The sequence below is a fragment of the Herbaspirillum sp. C7C2 genome (genome assembly GCF_022627865.1).
Taxonomy (GTDB): domain Bacteria; phylum Pseudomonadota; class Gammaproteobacteria; order Burkholderiales; family Burkholderiaceae_D; genus Herbaspirillum; species Herbaspirillum frisingense.
Window position 1 is genome coordinate 244,713 of record NZ_JABXGI010000004.1, and the last position, 18,615, is coordinate 263,327.

14 protein-coding genes are annotated in these 18,615 nt (G+C 62.8%); 7 read left to right on the plus strand and 7 right to left on the minus strand.

The window, feature by feature from the left end:
• The first annotated feature begins 56 nt into the window (after positions 1 to 56).
• The 6 genes from HWE04_RS09165 (at position 57) to HWE04_RS09190 (ending at position 11,102) form a co-directional block, all read left to right on the plus strand.
• Positions 57 to 1,724 (plus strand): methyl-accepting chemotaxis protein, encoded by a 1,668-nt coding sequence (locus tag HWE04_RS09165; RefSeq protein ID WP_241812193.1) that lies wholly within the window; start codon positions 57 to 59, stop codon positions 1,722 to 1,724.
• A gap of 57 nt (positions 1,725 to 1,781) precedes the next feature.
• Positions 1,782 to 3,209, plus strand: coding sequence for an ATP-binding protein (locus HWE04_RS09170; protein ID WP_241812194.1), 1,428 nt, complete (start codon positions 1,782 to 1,784; stop codon positions 3,207 to 3,209).
• Positions 3,206 to 4,552, plus strand: a complete 1,347-nt coding sequence (locus tag HWE04_RS09175) for an HD domain-containing phosphohydrolase (RefSeq protein WP_241812195.1) — start codon at positions 3,206 to 3,208, stop codon at positions 4,550 to 4,552. Before HWE04_RS09170 ends, HWE04_RS09175 begins: the two co-directional genes overlap by 4 nt.
• 191 nt (positions 4,553 to 4,743) lie before the next feature.
• On the plus strand, positions 4,744 to 9,249 hold the full coding sequence (locus HWE04_RS09180; RefSeq protein ID WP_241812196.1) for a CHASE domain-containing protein: 4,506 nt from the start codon (positions 4,744 to 4,746) through the stop codon (positions 9,247 to 9,249).
• Complete coding sequence (locus tag HWE04_RS09185) at positions 9,246 to 10,208, plus strand: diguanylate cyclase (RefSeq protein ID WP_241812197.1); 963 nt, start codon at positions 9,246 to 9,248, stop codon at positions 10,206 to 10,208. The genes HWE04_RS09180 and HWE04_RS09185 overlap by 4 nt, the downstream gene beginning before the upstream one ends.
• 264 nt (positions 10,209 to 10,472) lie before the next feature.
• Positions 10,473 to 11,102, plus strand: a complete 630-nt coding sequence (locus HWE04_RS09190; RefSeq protein WP_241812198.1) for a response regulator transcription factor — start codon at positions 10,473 to 10,475, stop codon at positions 11,100 to 11,102.
• 32 nt (positions 11,103 to 11,134) lie between these two features.
• Here the strand turns inward: HWE04_RS09190 and HWE04_RS09195 are convergent, their stop codons facing one another.
• The 7 genes from HWE04_RS09195 to HWE04_RS09225 form a co-directional block, all read right to left on the minus strand.
• Positions 11,135 to 11,857 (minus strand): GGDEF domain-containing protein, encoded by a 723-nt coding sequence (locus HWE04_RS09195; RefSeq protein WP_241812199.1) that lies wholly within the window; start codon positions 11,855 to 11,857, stop codon positions 11,135 to 11,137.
• A complete protein-coding gene (locus HWE04_RS09200) occupies positions 11,857 to 12,246 on the minus strand; it encodes a DUF1987 domain-containing protein (RefSeq protein ID WP_077235469.1) in 390 nt (129 codons plus the stop codon). The genes HWE04_RS09195 and HWE04_RS09200 overlap by 1 nt, the downstream gene beginning before the upstream one ends.
• A 44-nt stretch (positions 12,247 to 12,290) precedes the next feature.
• The gene (locus HWE04_RS09205; RefSeq protein ID WP_006462073.1) at positions 12,291 to 12,854 is read right to left on the minus strand and encodes a SiaB family protein kinase; all 564 of its coding nucleotides are present in this window, start codon (positions 12,852 to 12,854) and stop codon (positions 12,291 to 12,293) included.
• Complete coding sequence (locus tag HWE04_RS09210) at positions 12,851 to 14,131, minus strand: SpoIIE family protein phosphatase (protein ID WP_241812200.1); 1,281 nt, start codon at positions 14,129 to 14,131, stop codon at positions 12,851 to 12,853. The genes HWE04_RS09205 and HWE04_RS09210 overlap by 4 nt, the downstream gene beginning before the upstream one ends.
• 164 nt (positions 14,132 to 14,295) lie before the next feature.
• Positions 14,296 to 14,979: a hypothetical protein gene (locus HWE04_RS09215; protein WP_241812201.1), complete on the minus strand. Its 684-nt coding sequence runs from the start codon at positions 14,977 to 14,979 to the stop codon at positions 14,296 to 14,298.
• 172 nt (positions 14,980 to 15,151) lie between these two features.
• The gene (locus HWE04_RS09220; protein ID WP_241812202.1) at positions 15,152 to 16,780 is read right to left on the minus strand and encodes a rhodanese homology domain-containing protein; all 1,629 of its coding nucleotides are present in this window, start codon (positions 16,778 to 16,780) and stop codon (positions 15,152 to 15,154) included.
• Entirely contained in the window at positions 16,777 to 17,403 is a 627-nt protein-coding gene (locus HWE04_RS09225) for a cysteine dioxygenase family protein (protein WP_241812203.1), read from the minus strand. Before HWE04_RS09225 ends, HWE04_RS09220 begins: the two co-directional genes overlap by 4 nt.
• Positions 17,404 to 17,667: 264 nt before the next feature.
• On the opposite strand from HWE04_RS09225, the gene HWE04_RS09230 reads away from it, so the two are divergent.
• Complete coding sequence (locus HWE04_RS09230) at positions 17,668 to 18,540, plus strand: SDR family oxidoreductase (protein WP_241812204.1); 873 nt, start codon at positions 17,668 to 17,670, stop codon at positions 18,538 to 18,540.
• Positions 18,541 to 18,615 lie beyond the last annotated feature (75 nt).

Below are 18,615 nucleotides of genomic sequence, written 5' to 3' on the forward strand. Positions count from 1 at the left end.
ATTTAAATGAATTTGTGTTTTAATGATTCCATCAACCAACTTCCCTGGAGTCGATCATGCGCCTGAACCTGCCCGTCACCCAACAAGAGCGCGACATCGACGCCCATGCATCGATCGTTTCCAAGACCGATACCAAGGGACGCATCACCTACGTCAATCCGACCTTCATCGCCGTCAGCGGCTTTACCGAAGAAGAGCTGATCGGCGCGCCGCAAAACATCGTGCGCCATCCGGACATGCCGGAGCTGGCCTTCGCTGACTTGTGGAGCACGCTCAAGGCCGGCCTGCCCTGGACAGGCCTGGTCAAGAACCGCTGCAAGAACGGCGACTTCTACTGGGTCAAGGCCAACGTCACCCCGATCTGGGAGCGCGGCGTCTGCAGCGGCTACATGTCGGTGCGTACCAAGCCCAGTCGTGCCGAAGTCAATGCCGCCGAGGGGGCCTACAAGGAACTGAAGAAAGAAAGTGCTCGCATCGCCGTGTATCGCGGCGAGGTGGTACCGACCGGATTGCGCGGCGCGGTGCAACGCGCGGCGCGGGTATCGCTCAAGACCCGGCTGGATCTCGGGCTGGGAGTGGCCGCCGTGGGCGTAGGCGCACTGGCCTTCCTCAATGCGCAATGTCTGGATCACGCCAGCAGCCTGCCGACCCTGGCTGCCTCCGGCGTTGCCCTGGCCAGCCTGGCGCTGCTGCGCATGACACTGGCCTCGCGCATCTTCACACCGCTGCGGCAGGCGGTCGCACAATCGCGCCGGGTCGCCGGTGGCGATCTCTCGGCCAACGATCTGCAGGCACGTCGCGATGAAATGGGGGCCCTGCTGCAGGCAATGGAACAGATGCGTGTGAACCTGGTGGCATCGGTGGGCGACGTGCGTCGCAGTGGCGTACACATGGCCCAGGCCACCAGCGAGATCGCGCGTGGCAACATGGACCTGTCCTCGCGCACCGAATCGCAGGCCAGCAGTCTGGAAGAGACAGCCGCCAGCATGGAGGAACTGGCCTCCACCGTCACCCAGAACAGCGAAAACGCGCGCCAGGCCAACCGTCTGGTGGAAGAAGCGCTGGTCACCACCCGCACCGGCGAAGCCTCGATCAGGCACATCAACGAGACCATGGATGCGATCAACAAGAGCGCCGACCAGATCAAGCAGATCACCGGGCTGATCGATGGCATCGCCTTCCAGACCAATATCCTGGCACTCAACGCCGCCGTGGAAGCCGCGCGTGCCGGTGAACAGGGTCGCGGCTTCGCCGTCGTGGCCGGCGAGGTGCGCACCCTGGCGCAGCGTTCGACCCAGGCCACCAAGGAAATCAAGGCCCTCATCGATGAATCGTCGCAGCGCGTCGGCGCCGGCGTGAAGCTGGCCGACGAGATGCGCGACACCATGGACGGCATCATGCGTTCGGTGACGCAGGCCGCCACTGCAGTGGCAGAGATCACGGCCGCTTCCGGCGAACAGCAGACCGGTATCCAGCAAGTCAATGAAGCGGTGGTGATGATGGACGAAGTCACCCAGCGCAATGCCGCACTGGTGGAGGAAGCCGCAGCGGCCGCCGCCAGCCTGGAAGAATCGACCCAGCAAATGATCCAGGCGATCAGCGTATTCAATCTGGATGCTGCCGTGGGGAGTGCGCCGGGCGCTGCTTCCGGCATGACGCGGTCCCAGCCGGACCTGTCGCAACGCGGTACAGCCAAGGCTCTGGCGATGCATCGCACCGTCTAACGATACGGGGCAGACCTCCGCCCCCTGCTGCGGAGGCTACGATGAGGGGAGGCCATCATGGGACATTGCGATGCCCTGGTGTCCAGGCAATTGAGCAGTCCGCACCTGGACGACAGTACGATCGGTGACGCCCCCGACATGCGTGCCCTGCTCAAGGATAACGCACGTTACCGCCACATCATCGGCAACACACCGGCCATCATCTACAGCAGCGTGCCGTCGGGCGACTTCCGGCTCACCTTCGTCAGCGAGAATGCTTCGCGCGTGCTGGGCTACGAGCCACAGGAGATGCTGGACGATTCCAATTTCTGGTTCAACCACATCCATCCCGACGATACGGCAGCCATCTTCTCCAGCCTGGCCATGCTGTTCGTGGAAGACCAGAAGATCTACGAATACCGCTTCCGCGCCAGCGATGGCCGCTATCTCTGGATGCACGACACCCTACGCCTGATCCGCGACCAAGCCGGCACGCCGCTGGAAGTGATCGGCCTGATGACCGACATCAGCGGCCGCAAGGAAATGGAAGACACCCTGCAACGCCAGGCCGAGGAACAAGGCAAGCTGATCGAACAGCTGGGCATGGCCCAGGCGCAACTGATGCAGTCCGAAAAACTGGCCTCCATCGGCCAGTTGGCCGCCGGCGTGGCGCACGAGATCAACAACCCGATCGGCTTTGTGTCCGCCAACCTCAATACCCTGGGCAACTACGTGGCAACCCTGCTGGAAGGCATCAAGCTCTACCAGTGCGTACTCGGCGGCGCCCTGCCGGCCAGCGTGGCGCAGTCCGAGCTGCAGGGCTTCGAAGACCGGGCCGACCTGCAATACCTCAGTCAGGACGTCACCGAACTGCTCAGTGAATCCAATGAAGGCTTGCAGCGGGTCAAGAACATCGTGCAATCGCTCAAGGATTTTTCGCGCACCGGCGAGAGCAACTGGCAGATGGCCGACCTGCATCGCGGCCTGGATAGCACGCTCAACATCGCCAACAACGAATTGAAGTACAAGGTGACGGTCGTCAAGCAGTACGGCGAGCTTCCCATGGTCAGGTGCCTGGCCTCGGAACTGAATCAGGTCTTCATGAACCTGCTGGTCAATGCGGCCCAGGCCATCAGCGACAAGGGCGTGGTTACGCTACGCACCGAGCGCTGTGGCGATCGGGTCGCCATCAGCATCAGCGATACCGGTCACGGGATCGCACCGGAACACATCAACCGCATCTTCGAACCCTTCTTCACTACCAAGCCGGTCGGCAGCGGGACCGGCCTGGGCTTGTCGCTGTCCTACGGCATCATCAAGAAGCATGGCGGTGACATCCGCGTCTGCAGCGCACCGGGCAGAGGCACCACCTTCCGGATCGAATTACCGATTGATCCCGCACGCGTCACGGAGAAGACAGAAGCGACAGCAACACCAGTGGCAAAGGAAGCGATTGAAACAGTTGAAGCGACTGAAGCGCCAGCAAAAAGAGGAGAAGCATCATGAGCGCCATCCATAGCCAGGAAATCCAGACCGTCCAACAAGCCGATCCCTTTACCCTGCCGCCGCCCTGCATCCTGTTGGTGGATGATGAACAGAGCATCCTCTCGGCCTTGAAGCGCAGCTTTCGTCCGCAGGGTTACCAGCTGCTCACCGCCACCAGCGCCGAGGCCGCACTGGAAGTCATGGCCAACGCCGACGTCGACCTGGTCATCTCCGACATGCGCATGCCGGGCATGAGCGGCGCTCAATTCCTGGCCCAGGTCAAGCGCCAATGGCCGGCCACCATGCGCATCCTGCTGACCGGCTATTCCGAGATCGGCAGCACCATTTCGGCCATCAACGATGGTGGCATCCACCATTACCTCGCCAAGCCCTGGGACGATCGCGAACTGCTGATGATCGTGGCGCACGCGCTGGAAGAGCAGCAACTGCGCAAGCAGAAGATGGCGCTGGAACGCAAGGTCCACGAACAGAACCTGCAACTGGCCGACTTCAACCGCCAGCTGGAGCGGCAGGTGCAGGCACGCACCGAGGAATTGCGGCAGACCGTGATGTTCCTGGAAAGCGCCCAGGAAGAAGAGCACAAGTCTTTCCTCTCCATGCTGCATGTCTTCTCCGACATCAGCGAACTGCGCGCTGGTCTGGCCAGCGGTCAGTCGGCCCGGGTGGCGCGCTGGTGCGAACAGCTCGCACTGCGCATGGGCATGACGGCGCATCACGCGAGGGACACCATGATGGCCGGCATGTTGCATGGCATCGGCAAGCTGGGCCTGTCCGAAGATCTGGTACGCAAGCCGATCGAGAAGATGAGCAGCGAGGAGTTGCAGCGCTTCCTCTGGCACCCGGTGAAAGGGCAGATGCTGTTGACGCCCATCCCCAGCCTGGCCGAGACCGGCGAGATCATCCGTCATCAACACGAACGCCATGACGGCCGGGGCGTACCGGAAAGCCTGTCGGGCGACGCGATCCCCCTGGGTTCGCGCATCCTGGCGGTGGTACGCGACTTCGAGGGCTTGTGCAATGGCGGCATCACCAGCCAGAACACGACACCGGAAAAGGCACTGGCAATGCTGCGCACACATGCCGGCCATCGCTACGACCCGCTGGTGGTGGAGGCCTTCGTCACCATGATCGAAGAACAGCGGCTGATGCTGGAACAGCAGACCCGCCTGCTGGCACCGCAGGAACTGCGGGTCGGCATGAAGCTGGCCGAAGACCTGCGTACACGCTCCGGGGTGTTGCTGCTGAACAAGGAGCATGTGCTGGACGAAGCCATCCTGACCCGGCTGCGTCGCTTCGAGCAGATCGAGGAGATGCCGCTGAAAGCAAGGATCCTGCTGCATTGAGGCGCGCACCTAAGTCATAAACCGATTGATCCCGGCTGGCCTGTATGGCCAGACCGGGAATTTCCTGATTGTCCACCGGACTGCCTGCTGGTGGAATCAGCACATCCTGGCGCACTGCGCCGGCTCACGTGGGGGTACGTGGGCTTGTTTCATTGATGATCATGCATTCCAACAAGAAAGACCTGTCGAAAATGACCAGAGTCACGCGCAATACCTGGATTTTCCTGCTGATTGCCCTGGGCCTGCTGCTGGCCGGGGTGGCCGGCCTGTCCCATCTGAATCATCAGGAGGTACGCAGCAGTCTGGCCATGGACAGCCGCTGGATCAGGGACGACATCGAGTCCCTGCTGCGCCGCTATGAACACGGCCTGCGCGGCACGCGTGGTGCCATCCTCGCCATCGGTCCGGGCGAACTCAATCGCGAGCGTCTGCTGCGCTATATGGACAGCCGCGACCTGGCCCAGGAATTCCCCTGGGCCGGTGGCTTCGGCTTCATCCGGTATGTACCGATGGAGCAGCGCGCGGACTATGAAAGGAAGGTCGCTGAGCATCATCAACTATTCCCCTCCGTCATCCAGTTGAGCCCCAACCCGGGCGAGCTCTACGTCATCGAACAGATCGAACCGATCGGCCCCAATCGCGAGGCGCTGGGCCTGGATATCGCCTCCTCCCAGGAACGCCGCTCGGCAGCCGACCACGCCATGCTGACCGGCCGTGCCGAACTGACCACGCCGATCCAGCTGGTGCAGAAGCAAGGGTCAGGTGCCAACGCCTACCTGTTCCTGCTGCCGATCTATGCCGGTTCGGTGACACCTGCGACCATGGAACAGCGACGCGAGCAGATCGTCGGATGGGCCTATGCCCCGCTGTCGGTGCAGGACATCCTGTCCGAGCTGAGCCGCCGCTGGAACATGCATTCACTGGAAATCCTGATCGAGGATGTGGCCAGCGATCAACCGCCGGTGGAACTGTTCCGCAGCGCAGGTTACAACCAGCTCGATGAAGTGGTCAGCCTGGACACGGCGGTGCCTCTCTATGGCCGCGCCTGGAGACTGGTAATCCGCGCTTCGCCCGAATACAGCCAGACGCACCAGTTCATCAGCGACCGCGCCATGCTGCTCTCCTGCGGCACGCTGCTGGCCCTGATCGTTGTCATCGCCCTGGCCTACCAGGTCTTTTCCAGCCGCGAACAGAAGCTGCAGGAAGCCCGTGCGCTGCTGGCGGCTGTGGTCGACAGTTCTCCCGATGCCATCGTGACCACCGATGCCCAGGGCCGGATCAGTTCCTGGAACAAGGGGGCAAGCGATTATCTGCACCTGCCGGAAAGCCGCGCGCTGGGGAGCAGTCTGTCCGATCACGCCACCCTGCGCGAACTGGATGAGCGCGGTGGTGCGTCGGAAGTCACAACAATGTCCGAGCAGGCAACGACGGCGCAGGTCATCAGCCTGCCGGGCGATCCGATACGCTATGCCTCTGCGCTGCTGTTCCCGTTGCGCGACCGCGCGGGACGGCCGATCGGCAAGGCCTTCATGCTGCGCGATATCACCCGCGAGAAGCGCATCGAACGCCAGCTGCATCGCATCAACGAAGAACTGGAGCTGACCGTCCAGCAGCGCACCCATGCGCTGCACCAGGCCAAGACCATGCTGCAGACGGTGCTCAACGTCATGCCTTCGCTGGTGGGCTACTGGGACAAGCACCTGATCAACCGTTTCGCCAATGCCTCCTACGAACGGGTGTTCCATCGCTCGCCGGGCGAGATCAATGGCATGTACATGCCCGACCTGGTGGGCAATGACCTGTTCGAAAAGGCGCTGCCCCATATCGAGGCGGTGCTCGCCGGAGAAAAGCAGACCTTCGAGCGAACCTTCGATGATCCCTCACTGGGGATGAAGCATGTACTGACCACCTATATCCCCGACATCTCGGATCAGGGCGAGGTGATCGGCTTCTATGTGGTGGCGCACGACGTCACCGAGATTACCCATAACCGCAACCAGCTATGGGAAGCGCTGGAACAGAACCAGTCGCTGCTGGACCAGGTGCAGGAAACCAATGCCCTGCTCAACAACGTGCTGGGCTCGGCCACCGGGGTGGCGATCATCGCGACTGCGCCGGACGGCATGATCACCCTGTTCAACCGCGGCGCCGAGCAGATGCTGGGCTACCGTGCCGAAGAAGTGATCGGCCAGCTGAACGAAGAGGCCTTCTCCGGCCAGCGTGTGGCGCCCCCCGCCTCACCGCAGAAAGGAGAGACCGACCAGGCCGTGGCCGACCTGCCCTACCGCCGCAAGGATGGCGCAACGCTACCGGTGGCGCGCCAGCAGACCGCGATGCTGGATCACCGCCAGCGTCATCTCGGCTATCTCTACATCGCCATGGACATGCGTCTGCAACGCAAGCAGGAGGCCGAACTGGCAGCCGCCCGCGACCAGTTGATGCTGGCTGCGGAAGTGGCCAAGCTGGGGGTATGGGTGTGGGACATGCAGAGTGATTCCTTCGAGTTCAATCGTCGGATCGCCGAGATCTACGGCATTGGCAACGGCATCGGTACCCAGACCACCACCTACGAAGCCTGGCGCCGCCGCGTGCATCCGGACGACGTGGTCTATGTGGAAAATGCGCTGCAGGCGGCCCTGGCCGGCAGCGGGGAATTCGAACCGGTGTTTCGCGTGGTGCGCGAAGACGGCGGCATCCGCTACGTACAGGCGCGCGCCCATGTGGACCGCGATGGCATGGGGTCGGCGGTACGGGTGATCGGCATCAACTTGGACATCACGCAACGCATCGAATTCGAGAACAACCTGGTCGATGCGCGACTGAAGGCGGAACAGGCCAACTCGGCCAAGAGCCTGTTCCTGGCCAGCGTGAGCCACGAGATCCGCACGCCCATGAACGGGGTACTGGGGATGATCCAGCTGCTGCAGCGGACCCAGCCGCTACCGGGCCAGCGTGACTACCTGGAGAAGGCGGAGATCTCGGCCAAGTCGCTGCTGAACCTGCTCAACGACCTGCTCGATTTTTCCAAGATGGATGTGCAGCAATTGCAGCTGGAGCTGCAGGCCTTCGATCTCGATCATTTCCGCCACGACCTCGTCGCGGTGCTGGCCGGTTCGCCGCCCCAGGAGGGGGTCAGCCTGAATATCGAACTCGATCCCGCATTGCCGCAGCGCGTGGTGGGCGATGCCTACCGCCTGCATCAGGTACTGGTCAACCTGATCGGCAATGCGCTCAAGTTTACGCACCTGGGCCGCATCGATGTGCGCTTGCAGAAGCTCGCTGCATCCAGCGCACAGCAACTGAACCTGAGGGTGGAGGTCAAGGACACCGGCATCGGCATCGCTGCCGAACGGCTGGAGGACATCTTCGACGCCTTCACCCAGGCCGAGGCCTCGACCACCCGCCGCTACGGTGGTACGGGTCTGGGTCTGGCCATCAGCCGCCATCTGGTGCAACTGATGGGCGGCCAGCTGCAGGTCAGCAGCGAGCCGGGGCGGGGCAGCCGTTTCTGGTTCGATCTGCAATTGCCGGTGGAAGATGCAACACCGCTGTCGGAGGCGCGGCCGGACACTGCATCCGTAACGATGGAAAGTGGCGACGCCGCACCGGCTCCGTCGCGCGAACTGGAAGGTGTGCAGATCCTGCTGGTGGAAGACAACGCCGTCAATCGCCAGGTCGCCAGCGGCTTGCTGGCGCTCTCCGGTGCGCAGGTTACCTGCGCCGACAACGGCAGCACGGGCGTGGCCATCGCCAGCGACCCGGCGCGCCATTTCGACCTGATCCTGATGGACTTGCAGATGCCGGGCATCGACGGCATGGAGGCCACCCGTCGCATCCGGCGCCAGCACGATCTGCGCGGCATTCCCATCCTGGCCATGACGGCCAATGCATCGCCGGAGGACAAGCGGCGTTGCATCCAGGCGGGCATGGCCGGGCATATCGCCAAGCCCATCGATGTCACCACGCTGATCCCCACTCTGCTGTCACACCTGGGCCATGACCGATTGTCAGCGGCAACAGTGTCGATGACGGAAACTGTCACCGATGCCATCACCGATGCGCCCTGCTCGCGCCAGAGCGTGGACAGTTACCAGACGGTGATGCGGCGATTCCGTCAGGCCAGCGATATCTACCGATTCACCCTGGATACCGCAGGACCAGAGCTGGAGCGTCTCCTGACGCAATACCGGGAGGCGCTGGAAGAAGGCGCGCTGCCCGCCATCGGTGCTGCCAGCCATGCCATCAAGGGCCTGAGCGCCACCATCGGTGCCTGCGGTCTGGCGGCCTATTTCGGCACCGTCGAAGCGCACAGCGCACAAGCGGCGTCCATCGAGACCGATGCGCTGCTGGAGCGCTGGCGCCAGGAGTTCGCCCCCAGCCAGCGCGACGCCCAACTGGTCCTGCAGCAATTGCTGATGCAGGCCATGCAGGGGGCGCCGGCTCTGCCGGCCAGCGACACCGAAGCCGCGCCACTGGTGCCGCCAGCGCCACAGGCTTCCGATTTTCCTGATAGGCAGCGCCTGCGTGACTTGTTATCGTCGAGCAACCTGGAGGCACTCGACCTGGCCGAGTCCATCAGCAAGCGGCACGGACTGACGCAGCACGTTCGGTACCAGCAATTGTGGGAGCTGATCGAACGACTCGACTTCGCGTCGGCGCTGAGCCATCTCGATCAACATTTTGGAGAAGCAAGTTGAAACGCATCCTGGAAGAACTTTCGTCGCTGCGTGGCAGCCGGGCGCGGGTGCTGCTCTGCGACGACCAGCCGATCAATATCCGCCTGGCCAATGCGCTGCTCAAGGGTGACTACGACATCTACATGGCCACCAGCGGTATGCAGGCCATCGAACAGTGCGAAAAGGTGCAGCCGGACCTGATCCTGATGGACGTCAACATGCCCGGCCTGAATGGTTACGAAACCTGCGAACGGCTCAAGCAGAACACCGCTACGCTGGGTATTCCGGTGATCTTCCTGACCGGCCTCAACAGCGAGGAGGACGAGGCCCGTGGCTTCGATGTCGGTGGCGTCGACTTCATCAGCAAGCCGATCCACGGCACGGTATTGAAAGCGCGTGTACTGACACACCTGACCCTGAAGCTGCAATCCGATTTCTATCGCAACATTGCGGTGACCGATTCGCTCACAGGCTTGTTCAACCGTCGCAAGTTCGATAGCGAACTGGCCGAGAAATGGGAACTCTGCAAACGCTCCGGCCAGGCGATCTCTCTGCTGATGATCGACATCGATTACTTCAAGCGCTACAACGATCATTACGGCCACCAGGCCGGCGACCACTGCCTGGCCGAAGTGGCGCACGCCATCCGCAGCAACTTCCATCGCAGCTATGACTGCGTGGCGCGCTATGGGGGCGAAGAGTTCGCCTGCATCCTGCCGATGGCGGGGAGCGAACAGGCCATCAAGCTGGCCGAGAATGTCTGCCAGGCGGTGGCACGTTTGAAGTTGCCCCATGCGCGTTCCGAGGTGGGGCCGCATGTCACGCTCAGTATCGGCGTGGCCTCGATCACGGCACCCGATCCCGGTAGCTCGCCAGCGGGGCTGATTGCGCTGGCTGACCAGAACCTTTACCAGGCCAAGGCGCACGGTCGGGCACAGGTTTACGCAGAGGTGGAAATCGCGCAAGGGACAAGCGCCTGAAAGTGTCAATTAGCCACGCCGGCAAGTCTCTTATATGCCACGCTATGTGGCCTCTTGTCGAAAAAAATTGAGATTCTTCTCGAAGAAATTCGAAGTATTACGCCAGAAATTTTCCATCCTATCGACTAAATTCGACGGCACGGTGAAACTGCAGTTTTTCTTCCCGCATGTCCTCGTTCAGTGGCGCAAACGGTGCCGCGGCGAGGAAGTCGGTGAAGCCCTTTATCCCGTTTGATGCGTCCATATCGGTCAAGGAAGAAAAACATGGCAAATACAAATCTCGCTCATATCGTTGGTGGTGACGATTCCCTCGGTGGCCCGCTGGGTCGCATGCTGGAGGCCGCCGGCTTCCACGTGGCACACCATCCCTCTGCAGACGAATTCCTGCAGGAGCCGACGGCGCCCCCTGGCGGCACGGTGCTGGAAGTCCACATGCAGGATGTCGACGCGCCGCAATTGCGTTCGCTGCTGGGTGAACGGCAACTTGGCATGCCGCTGATCGTGATCACCTCGCAGGCCCAGCGTCCGACAGAAGGAAATGAACCGCGACCCACCGCCATTCGCGACACCCGAGGCACGCTGCAGCAGGAGGATAACCGCAGCCAGCCGATGCTGCACCAGCAGCTGGTAGCCGCCTTCCGTGGTGCGCTGATGCCCTTCGATGAATCCGGTCCGCAGATGCAGCAGCGGCAGGAACACCACCAGCGCCTGAAGACGCTCACCCGTCGCGAGCGCGAAGTGCTGGAGCGCCTGGTCAAGGGTCGCCTGAACAAGCAGATCGCCGCCGAACTGGGCACCTCCGAACGCACGGTGAAGGCCCATCGGCAGCAGGTGATGCGCAAGATGCACGCCGGTTCGCTGGCCGAACTGGTGACGGCGATGACCCGCTACTGATTCACCTGGCGCCGCCTGGCAACGCGGCAGCCTCAGCCGGTGACGGTATCCTCGGATTCCACCCGATTGCGGCCGCCGCGCTTGGCTTGATACAAGGCCTGATCGGCGCGTGCATAGGCCTCTTCGAAATCGCTGCCGGCGGCAGCCCAGGCCACACCGAAACTGGACGTCACCGCCCGTTCCGGCAGACACTGAAAGCGTTCCCCCGCAATCGCCTGCCGGATCTTTCCGGCCAAGATCACCGCCTGCTCCAGCGCCATCCCGGCCAGCAGGATGGTGAACTCCTCCCCACCCACCCGTCCGACCACACCGGTCCCCGCCAGCGTGCTGCGCAGGCGGCCGACCAGTTCCCGGATCACGGCGTCGCCGGTCGGATGCCCGAATTCATCGTTGATGCGCTTGAAGAAATCGATATCCAGCACCACCAGTGACATCGCCGATTTTTCCAGGATCTGGTGAGCCCGCTCGAACACCGCCCCCCGGTTGAGCGCGCCGGTCAGGTTATCGTGCCTGGCCTTGTAGTCGAGCTCATCGCTCAGTTGCTTCAGACGCGCATTGAGCTGGTTGAGCTCGCGCTCGGTGCGGTCACTGCGCGAGATCAGGCGACGGCTCTGCCGCATCAGCTGACCATAGTGCTGTACCAGCTCCTCCAGCGCTGCCCGATGGGCGGCCGGCTCGGCGCCGGCATCGGCCAGCACGGCATTGGCGCGGCTCAGGGCCTGGGCTTCCGCTTCGAAAAGGTCGACCTCGTCCATCAGCTCTGTACCGCGTGATCGTGGAAGACCAGCGCGGAAAAGTCTTCCTGCAATTCCTGGCCGAACTCGAAGATGGTGTCGTCTTCCTCATCGTGGTACCAGTTCAGGACCACCTCGGTGCCGTCCTCGGCCTTCTCGTTCAAGGCATCGAACAGGGAAAACAACATCTTGGTGCTGGAACTGTTGAAGTAGGCCAGGGCCACGTTGACGGTGATGGTGCCGCCGCCCTCGTCGTCGGCGAGGAAGCGGCGTAGCGTGGTGATGATCTCGCCCCAGAACTGGGCGGCATTCTCGGGATAGGATTCGCCCTTCAGCGAAAGCATGCGCTGGTCGAAGCGGAAGTCCACTTCGGGAGAGCTGGCGCTGGCGGCGATGAATAAATTGTCCATGATGTCGTGTGTCCGGATACCGGCGGGCCTGGATCAGGCACGCCTCAGATGGTGGCCCTCAGGTAGAAGGTCTGGTCGCCATTTTCCTCGGGCGCGGAGAATTCGAAATCCAGCGGCGCGCTGGCATCGCGCGCGACCGTCAGGAAGCCAAGGCCCGCACCCTTGCTGTCGGGCGGTGTTTCAGAACGCAGCATTTCCTTGTAGGCCAGCTTGATCTCGTCATTGGTCAGCGAGCGCAGATGTTCCAGTTTCGTGCGCAGCTTGCCGGCCATGTCGGCATCGACCGGATTGGCGCAGTGCAGGAAATAGCGGCCATCGGTCTGGGTGATGAAGACCGCGCCATGGCGCATCGGCGGCTCGGTGACCTTGCCTTCCTTTTCATGCAGATCAGCCGAGTAATGCACGATGTTCTGTGCCATCTCGATGAAGGAGGAGAACAGCTTGCGGCGCGTCTGTGCCAGGGCGCCAGTATGCTCGGCGCGCAGCTTCACGGCCTCGGCCATGGCGGCGATGATGGTCTGGGAAAAATAGCCGACGTAGTAAAAGACGATGTCGCGTCGCGCGACATAGCTGTGGAACTCCGCCCACTCCTGCTGGATACCGTTCATGCGTGTGTTCCGTGTTGACTGTCTTGCGTGAAGGAGGCGCCCAGGCGAGCGCCGAAGAAACAAATATCGTCGCGGCGGCGCTGCGTTCCCTGGTAATGCGCGTGGATGTCCATCACCACCCGCGCCAGTTCCGGCATGCGCAGGCTACCGCTGCCATGCTCCAGCAATGTGCGGCGCAGGCGCTGCTTGCCGAAGGCAATGTGCTTGGGTCCACCGATCTGGTCGATCACGCCGTCCGTGCAGACGAAGACCATCGCCCCCGGTTCGAGCTGCAGACTATGGTTGTCCCACTGCATGTCATCGGGGGTATCGACATAGCCCAGGCCGACGCGCTTGCCCTCCACCGTGGCCACATCGGTGCCATCGGCGGACAGCACGAACAGCGCCATCTTGGCGTGGGCACTGGTGAGAGTACGGCTGGCGCGGTCGAACCAGAAGAAGCAGGCATCCATGCCATCATCGGATTCCGAGGCCTTGCCGGAGTCGCCATGCTGGCCCAGCACCCGCTTCATGCTGCGGTTGACCTCGCGCATCAGGCGCGCCGGGTCGTGCGGACCATGCAGTTCCAGCGCCTGCTTCAGCGAGGAAGATGCGATCAGGGTCAGGAAGGCGCCCGGCACGCCATGCCCGGTGCAATCAGCCACGGCGGCAAACCAGCCATCCGCATGGCTTTCGAAATGGTAGAAGTCACCTCCGACCACATCGCGTGGTTCCCACACCAGGCAGGCGTCGTCCAGTGCCTGGGTCATGGCCGCACGCGAGGCGCTGAGCATGGCACGCTGGATCACGCTGGCGTAGTCGATGCTCTGCATCACCTGGCGGTTCTTTTCTTCCTGCATGGCCACCAGTTCGCGCATCAGCGCCAGACCGGCACCCAGCCCCGCCAGCCGGCCCTGGTCGACGATCAGGAAGCCATCGGCCAGGGTCTTGTCGCCCGAGGCCACGGCCAGCGCGCCCAGGGTCTCGATGGGCGTGTCGGCTTCGACGATGAGGGGGTCCTTGTCCATGAACGCGATGCAGCTCTTGCGCTCGTACAGCTCGCGGTGATACGGCTTGGACATCTGGGACATGAAGATATGACGGCTGATGAGCCCGATCGGCCGCTGCTGCTCCACCACCGGCAGGCTCACCAGTTCCTTGTGCTGGCCGAATATGTCCAGCACGGCTGCATTGTTCTCATCGAACTGGACGACCGGCACCTGTACCGCCAGCGCTCCCGCTGTCGGTTGGAACAACTTGCTCCCCATGGCCGGAGTCAGACTGAAATGGCTTTCCACCGTACACGCCCGCGTAGTGATTTCTGGATTGACCGCGGATCATATTTCATTCCTGTGACAACAATGTGACCGCGTCGCCGATGGGCGACATCCAATCGATCAAGCGAGACGTTTTGTATCACTTGAATTGCGATCTCAGATGGATAAGTGGCGAATACTAGCCCTTATGGCTTGCGCTGGAGGCAGGAGGTCACGGTTTCCCAGGTCGCATGCCAGTCTGCGACATCCAGGCTGCTCCAACGGATCAGCGACTGGATGCTCTGCTGAAGCTGCGGCAGTGGATCAGTCAGGACGGGTTCATGATGCGCAATGCGGTTGCGAAACCGTCGCAAAGTCTCCAGCTCGGCATGAATGACCTGACGAGCCTGCGAGGGTCCCGAAGGAAAGCCGGAATTGGGGAAATTGGGGAAGCATCGGTGCATCTGTCCGCGCCATAGACGTTCCTGATAACGGGCGGTAAACATGTGGCACCAGAATGCAAACTTGAGTTCGGCGATGACTTTGCCGGTGGCGCCAACCCGCATCTTGTCACGAGCGCGCAGCAACTCGGCTTGAGGTTGGAAATGAGAACCGCGAGGGTTGGGCAAGCTGCGTTCGAAGTTCCTATTCCACGGCCAGTCGCCACCATAAGTGGCCGCCAATGCGCTATCCACGGCATTTCTCACACTGACTTCGCAGACATGTAGTGAAGCGAAGAACGCGGCCGACATCAAAGCGTGCCAGCTGTATCTGTCCAGAACGTGAGCGTCGGGGGAAAATCCTGGAACTGTTTGAAAAGTCACCAGGCGTGCTGCCGACAACGCGCCGGTGATGTTGTCGAGCTGCGATAGCGTCAGGCCTTTGTTCATATTCCACTTACCTATCCTTTGGCGCGTGTGCTACCATTTTTCGGTGAGCTTGTGGACACGCGGGCGTCAGCCTCCCCCACAGGACAGATGATATGGAACACGGCCCACCTCGGTGGGCCGTTTTTCATTTCCAGCGTCAGCAATCAAATTTATTTCGCGCCGGACTCCGGGATCAGATCACGAAAAACCCGTGCGTCCCATCCCGGCCCAACTGCTCCACCAGCCCGAACTCCCAGTCGAGGTAGGCCTGCATGGCAGTGGCGGCATTGTCGGTACCTTCATAGGGACGGCGATAGCGATCGATGCGGGGCGAGAGCAGATGCTGCTCGCCACTCTCCAGAGGCAGGCCGGCCTGCGCCCACGCGGCGTTGCCCCCCTCCAGCAGAAAGACCGGCTGCGACACCAGCGCCTGCAGATCGGCAACGGCAAACTGCGCCAGCAAGGCGCTCCCGCAGGTAAGCACGAAGCGTGTGGCCGCCGGGAAGCGACGTGACACGGCGGCGATCTCCGAGCGCAGCACGAACCATGCACCCGGAATATGCCCCGCCACGTAACGGGCGCTCAGAGCAACGTCGATGACGACGGTGCCACCGTGCGCGCTGGCTGCGTCATCCGCATCCAGCCAGCTCTTCAACTGCTGCGGACCAATGCGCTGCTGCGGCGTAACGGCAGCCACCGGCAGCGCGCGCGGCGCCTCACCGCTGACGGCGAAGTCAGCCGGCGTCGCGCCCTCCACGACATACACTTCCCATCCCATCTGGGCCAGCCAGGAAGCGGTCATGTCGGCGCGTACGCCATCATCGTCGGCCAGCACGATGCGCGCTCCGCGAACCGGCGCGTTCATCTCGGTCTCCTGCACCAGCTGGCCACCGGGTGCCGAGAGGAAATCCGGCAGATGCCCCTCCCGGTACTGCTCGGGCGTGCGGACATCGAATCGATAGAGTGTGCGACCCGGCTGCGCCAGGGTATCCAGCGCGGCGAACCCGATGCGCTTCACCCCGGCCCGGTCGGCCACGCTGCGAGCCTGGCGACGTGACTGTCGCTGCTGGCCGACCTCGACCTGTTGCGGGAAACGACGCGCCTGCCCGTGCTCCAGCTGCTGGCCAGCCAGCGTCCAGCCGATGGTGCCATTACGCAGCGCATGCACGCGATTGGGAATGCCCGCATTGACCAGCGACTGGGTCCCGATGATGCTGCGCGTGCGACCGGCGCAATTGACGATGACACGCGTCTTCGGGTCCGGGGCGATGGCCGGCAGGCGCAGCACCAGTTCGGCGCCGGGTACGCTGATGGAGCCGGGGATGTTCATGTTCTGGTATTCATCGAAGCGGCGGGCATCGACCACCACCACGTCCTCCCCGCTGTCGAGCAAGGTCTTGACCTCTTCGGCGGAGAGCGACGGGGTATGGCGTTGCGACTCCACCAGTTCGCCGAAGGCCTTGCTGGGCACATTCACGTCCTGGAACAGCTCGCCCCCGGCCTCGCGCCAGCCGCGCACGCCGCCGGCCAGTACGCCCACGCGGGTATAACCCAGGGTGCGCAAGCGCAGCGCGGCACGCACGGCCAAACCTTCGCCGTCATCCAGCGTGACGATGCGCGCGTCGCGACGCGGCAGGCGGCTGTAGGCGTTCAGTTCCAGATGGGAGTACGGGAAATTGGCAGCAAACAGTGGATGCGCTTGCGCATGCGCTGCTTCTTCGCGCACGTCAAGCAGGGCGATCTCTTCGCGGGCCAATAGCGCGGCACGCACCTCGGCGTAGCTGATGACAGGGATGGAAGCAGCGGCGTGGTCTTGAGTCATGAGGAGGCTTGTTCGATGGAGAGGTCCCAGATATTGGGCAAGGTGGAATTGGAATAGCCGGAGATGAACGGCACGCGCCGTCCATCCGGGTGATACACCGAACGCCGGACCGCGCCGATATTGGCGCCATAGACATGGATGCTGATCGACACCTGGTCGTCAAAGGCATTGCTGACCTGATGCACGTCGTGCAGTTCGGGATGATCCGGTGCCACGGCCTCCACCTGTCCGGCTTGCAGCAGCGCGCGTTCGCCCACCGGCTGCAGCTGCTCGCGCTGCCAGCCAAAGGACTGCGCATGCTCGGCGCCGCGCAGCACGCCGATCAGTCCCCAGACGGTGTGGTCATGTATCGGCGTGCGCTGCCCCGGCCCCCAGACGAAGCTGACGACAGAGAAGCGTTGGGCCGAATCGGCATGCAACAGGAATTGCTGGTAACGCTCGGGATGCGGCTGGGCATAGGCATCGGGCAACCAGTCATCGTGCGCCACCAGTTGGCGCAGCAAGGCGCCGCCCTGCTCCAGGATGAGGGCCTGCCCAGGCTTGCCATCGAGCAGGCCGGCAAACCCGGTGATGAACTCGCGCAAGCGCCACAGCTGCTTGCCGGATGGATGGGATGTTGCCATGTGTCCCTCTCTGTTTTCGCGGTGACCGGTCTGCGCCGGCTCAGAGGCGCACTATAAATCATTTCCCGATATCCCGATGAGCCCGCCAGTGTGGCCATGCGACAGGCCAGGGTCAACGAAGCTGTACGCATATGGATATGCGCAGGCTCATCTTCAGGCTCTCCGTCATCGCCGTCGGTGCGCAGCCGCGTCCACATCGCGGCTTGGGCCTACAGACTGGCGGCGCGGCCCTTCTTACCATGAAGCGTCAATATGGAGGCAAGCATGAGCGATAGCAGACCTGATAGCAAACCCGCAGGCATTCCTGCCCAACACCAACCCCGGCAACCGGGTGACGAACAGCAGATGCAACCCCGCCCGCAAAGCGCACCGGCCGGCGAACCCGGACGACGGCTGGCGGGAAAGGTGGCCCTGATCACCGGCGGCGACAGCGGTATCGGACGCGCCGTCGCCCTGGCCTATGCGCGGGAAGGGGCCAAGCTGGCCATCGTCTATCTGGATGAGGAAGAAGATGCACGGCGGACCCAGCAGGATGTCCAGGCACTGGATGCGCCCTGCCTGTTGCTGCCCGGCGATGTCGGGTCGCCCGAGTTCTGCCGCCGTGCCGTGCGTTCGGTGATGGATGCCTATGGCCGTCTGGATGTGCTGGTCAACAATGCGGCCCAGCAGTATCCGGCCGACAGCATCGAGCAGATCTCGCCTGAGCAGCTGGAGCATACCTTCCGCACCAACATCTTCTCGATGTTCTACATGGTCAAGGAAGCCATGCCCTTCCTCACCCGAGGCGCGCGCATCATCAATACCACTTCGGTGACGGCCTATCGCGGCAGCAAGCATCTGGTGGACTATGCCGCCACCAAGGGCGCGATCGTGGCCTTCACGCGCTCGCTGTCGCAACAGCTGGCGCCCGCCGGCATCCACGTCAACGCCGTGGCCCCAGGGCCGATCTGGACCCCGCTGATCCCCTCCAGCTTCAGTGCGGAAGAAGTCGCCAGCTTCGGCAAGAACGTGCCACTGGGCCGCCCCGGCCAGCCGGACGAAGTGGCGCCGGCGTACGTGTTCCTGGCCACCGAAGGCGCTTCGTACATGACCGGGCAGGTGCTGCATCCCAACGGGGGCGAGATCGTCAATACCTGAGCCTGTTGCTGCGGGGATCGCTGTGAGAGAGCGTGAGGATGGGTGAGATGGCCTCAGGAAAACCCCGATGGTGAC

Coding starts and splice junctions, on each gene's coding strand:
- HWE04_RS09165 (WP_241812193.1), top strand. CDS start 57: ATGCGCCTGAACCTGCCCGTCACCCAACAAGAGCGCGACATCGACGCC.
- HWE04_RS09170 (WP_241812194.1), top strand. CDS start 1,782: ATGGGACATTGCGATGCCCTGGTGTCCAGGCAATTGAGCAGTCCGCAC.
- HWE04_RS09175 (WP_241812195.1), top strand. CDS start 3,206: ATGAGCGCCATCCATAGCCAGGAAATCCAGACCGTCCAACAAGCCGAT.
- HWE04_RS09180 (WP_241812196.1), top strand. CDS start 4,744: ATGACCAGAGTCACGCGCAATACCTGGATTTTCCTGCTGATTGCCCTG.
- HWE04_RS09190 (WP_241812198.1), top strand. CDS start 10,473: ATGGCAAATACAAATCTCGCTCATATCGTTGGTGGTGACGATTCCCTC.
- HWE04_RS09195 (WP_241812199.1), bottom strand. CDS start 11,857: ATGGACGAGGTCGACCTTTTCGAAGCGGAAGCCCAGGCCCTGAGCCGC.
- HWE04_RS09200 (WP_077235469.1), bottom strand. CDS start 12,246: ATGGACAATTTATTCATCGCCGCCAGCGCCAGCTCTCCCGAAGTGGAC.
- HWE04_RS09205 (WP_006462073.1), bottom strand. CDS start 12,854: ATGAACGGTATCCAGCAGGAGTGGGCGGAGTTCCACAGCTATGTCGCG.
- HWE04_RS09215 (WP_241812201.1), bottom strand. CDS start 14,979: ATGAACAAAGGCCTGACGCTATCGCAGCTCGACAACATCACCGGCGCG.
- HWE04_RS09220 (WP_241812202.1), bottom strand. CDS start 16,780: ATGACTCAAGACCACGCCGCTGCTTCCATCCCTGTCATCAGCTACGCC.
- HWE04_RS09225 (WP_241812203.1), bottom strand. CDS start 17,403: ATGGCAACATCCCATCCATCCGGCAAGCAGCTGTGGCGCTTGCGCGAG.
- HWE04_RS09230 (WP_241812204.1), top strand. CDS start 17,668: ATGAGCGATAGCAGACCTGATAGCAAACCCGCAGGCATTCCTGCCCAA.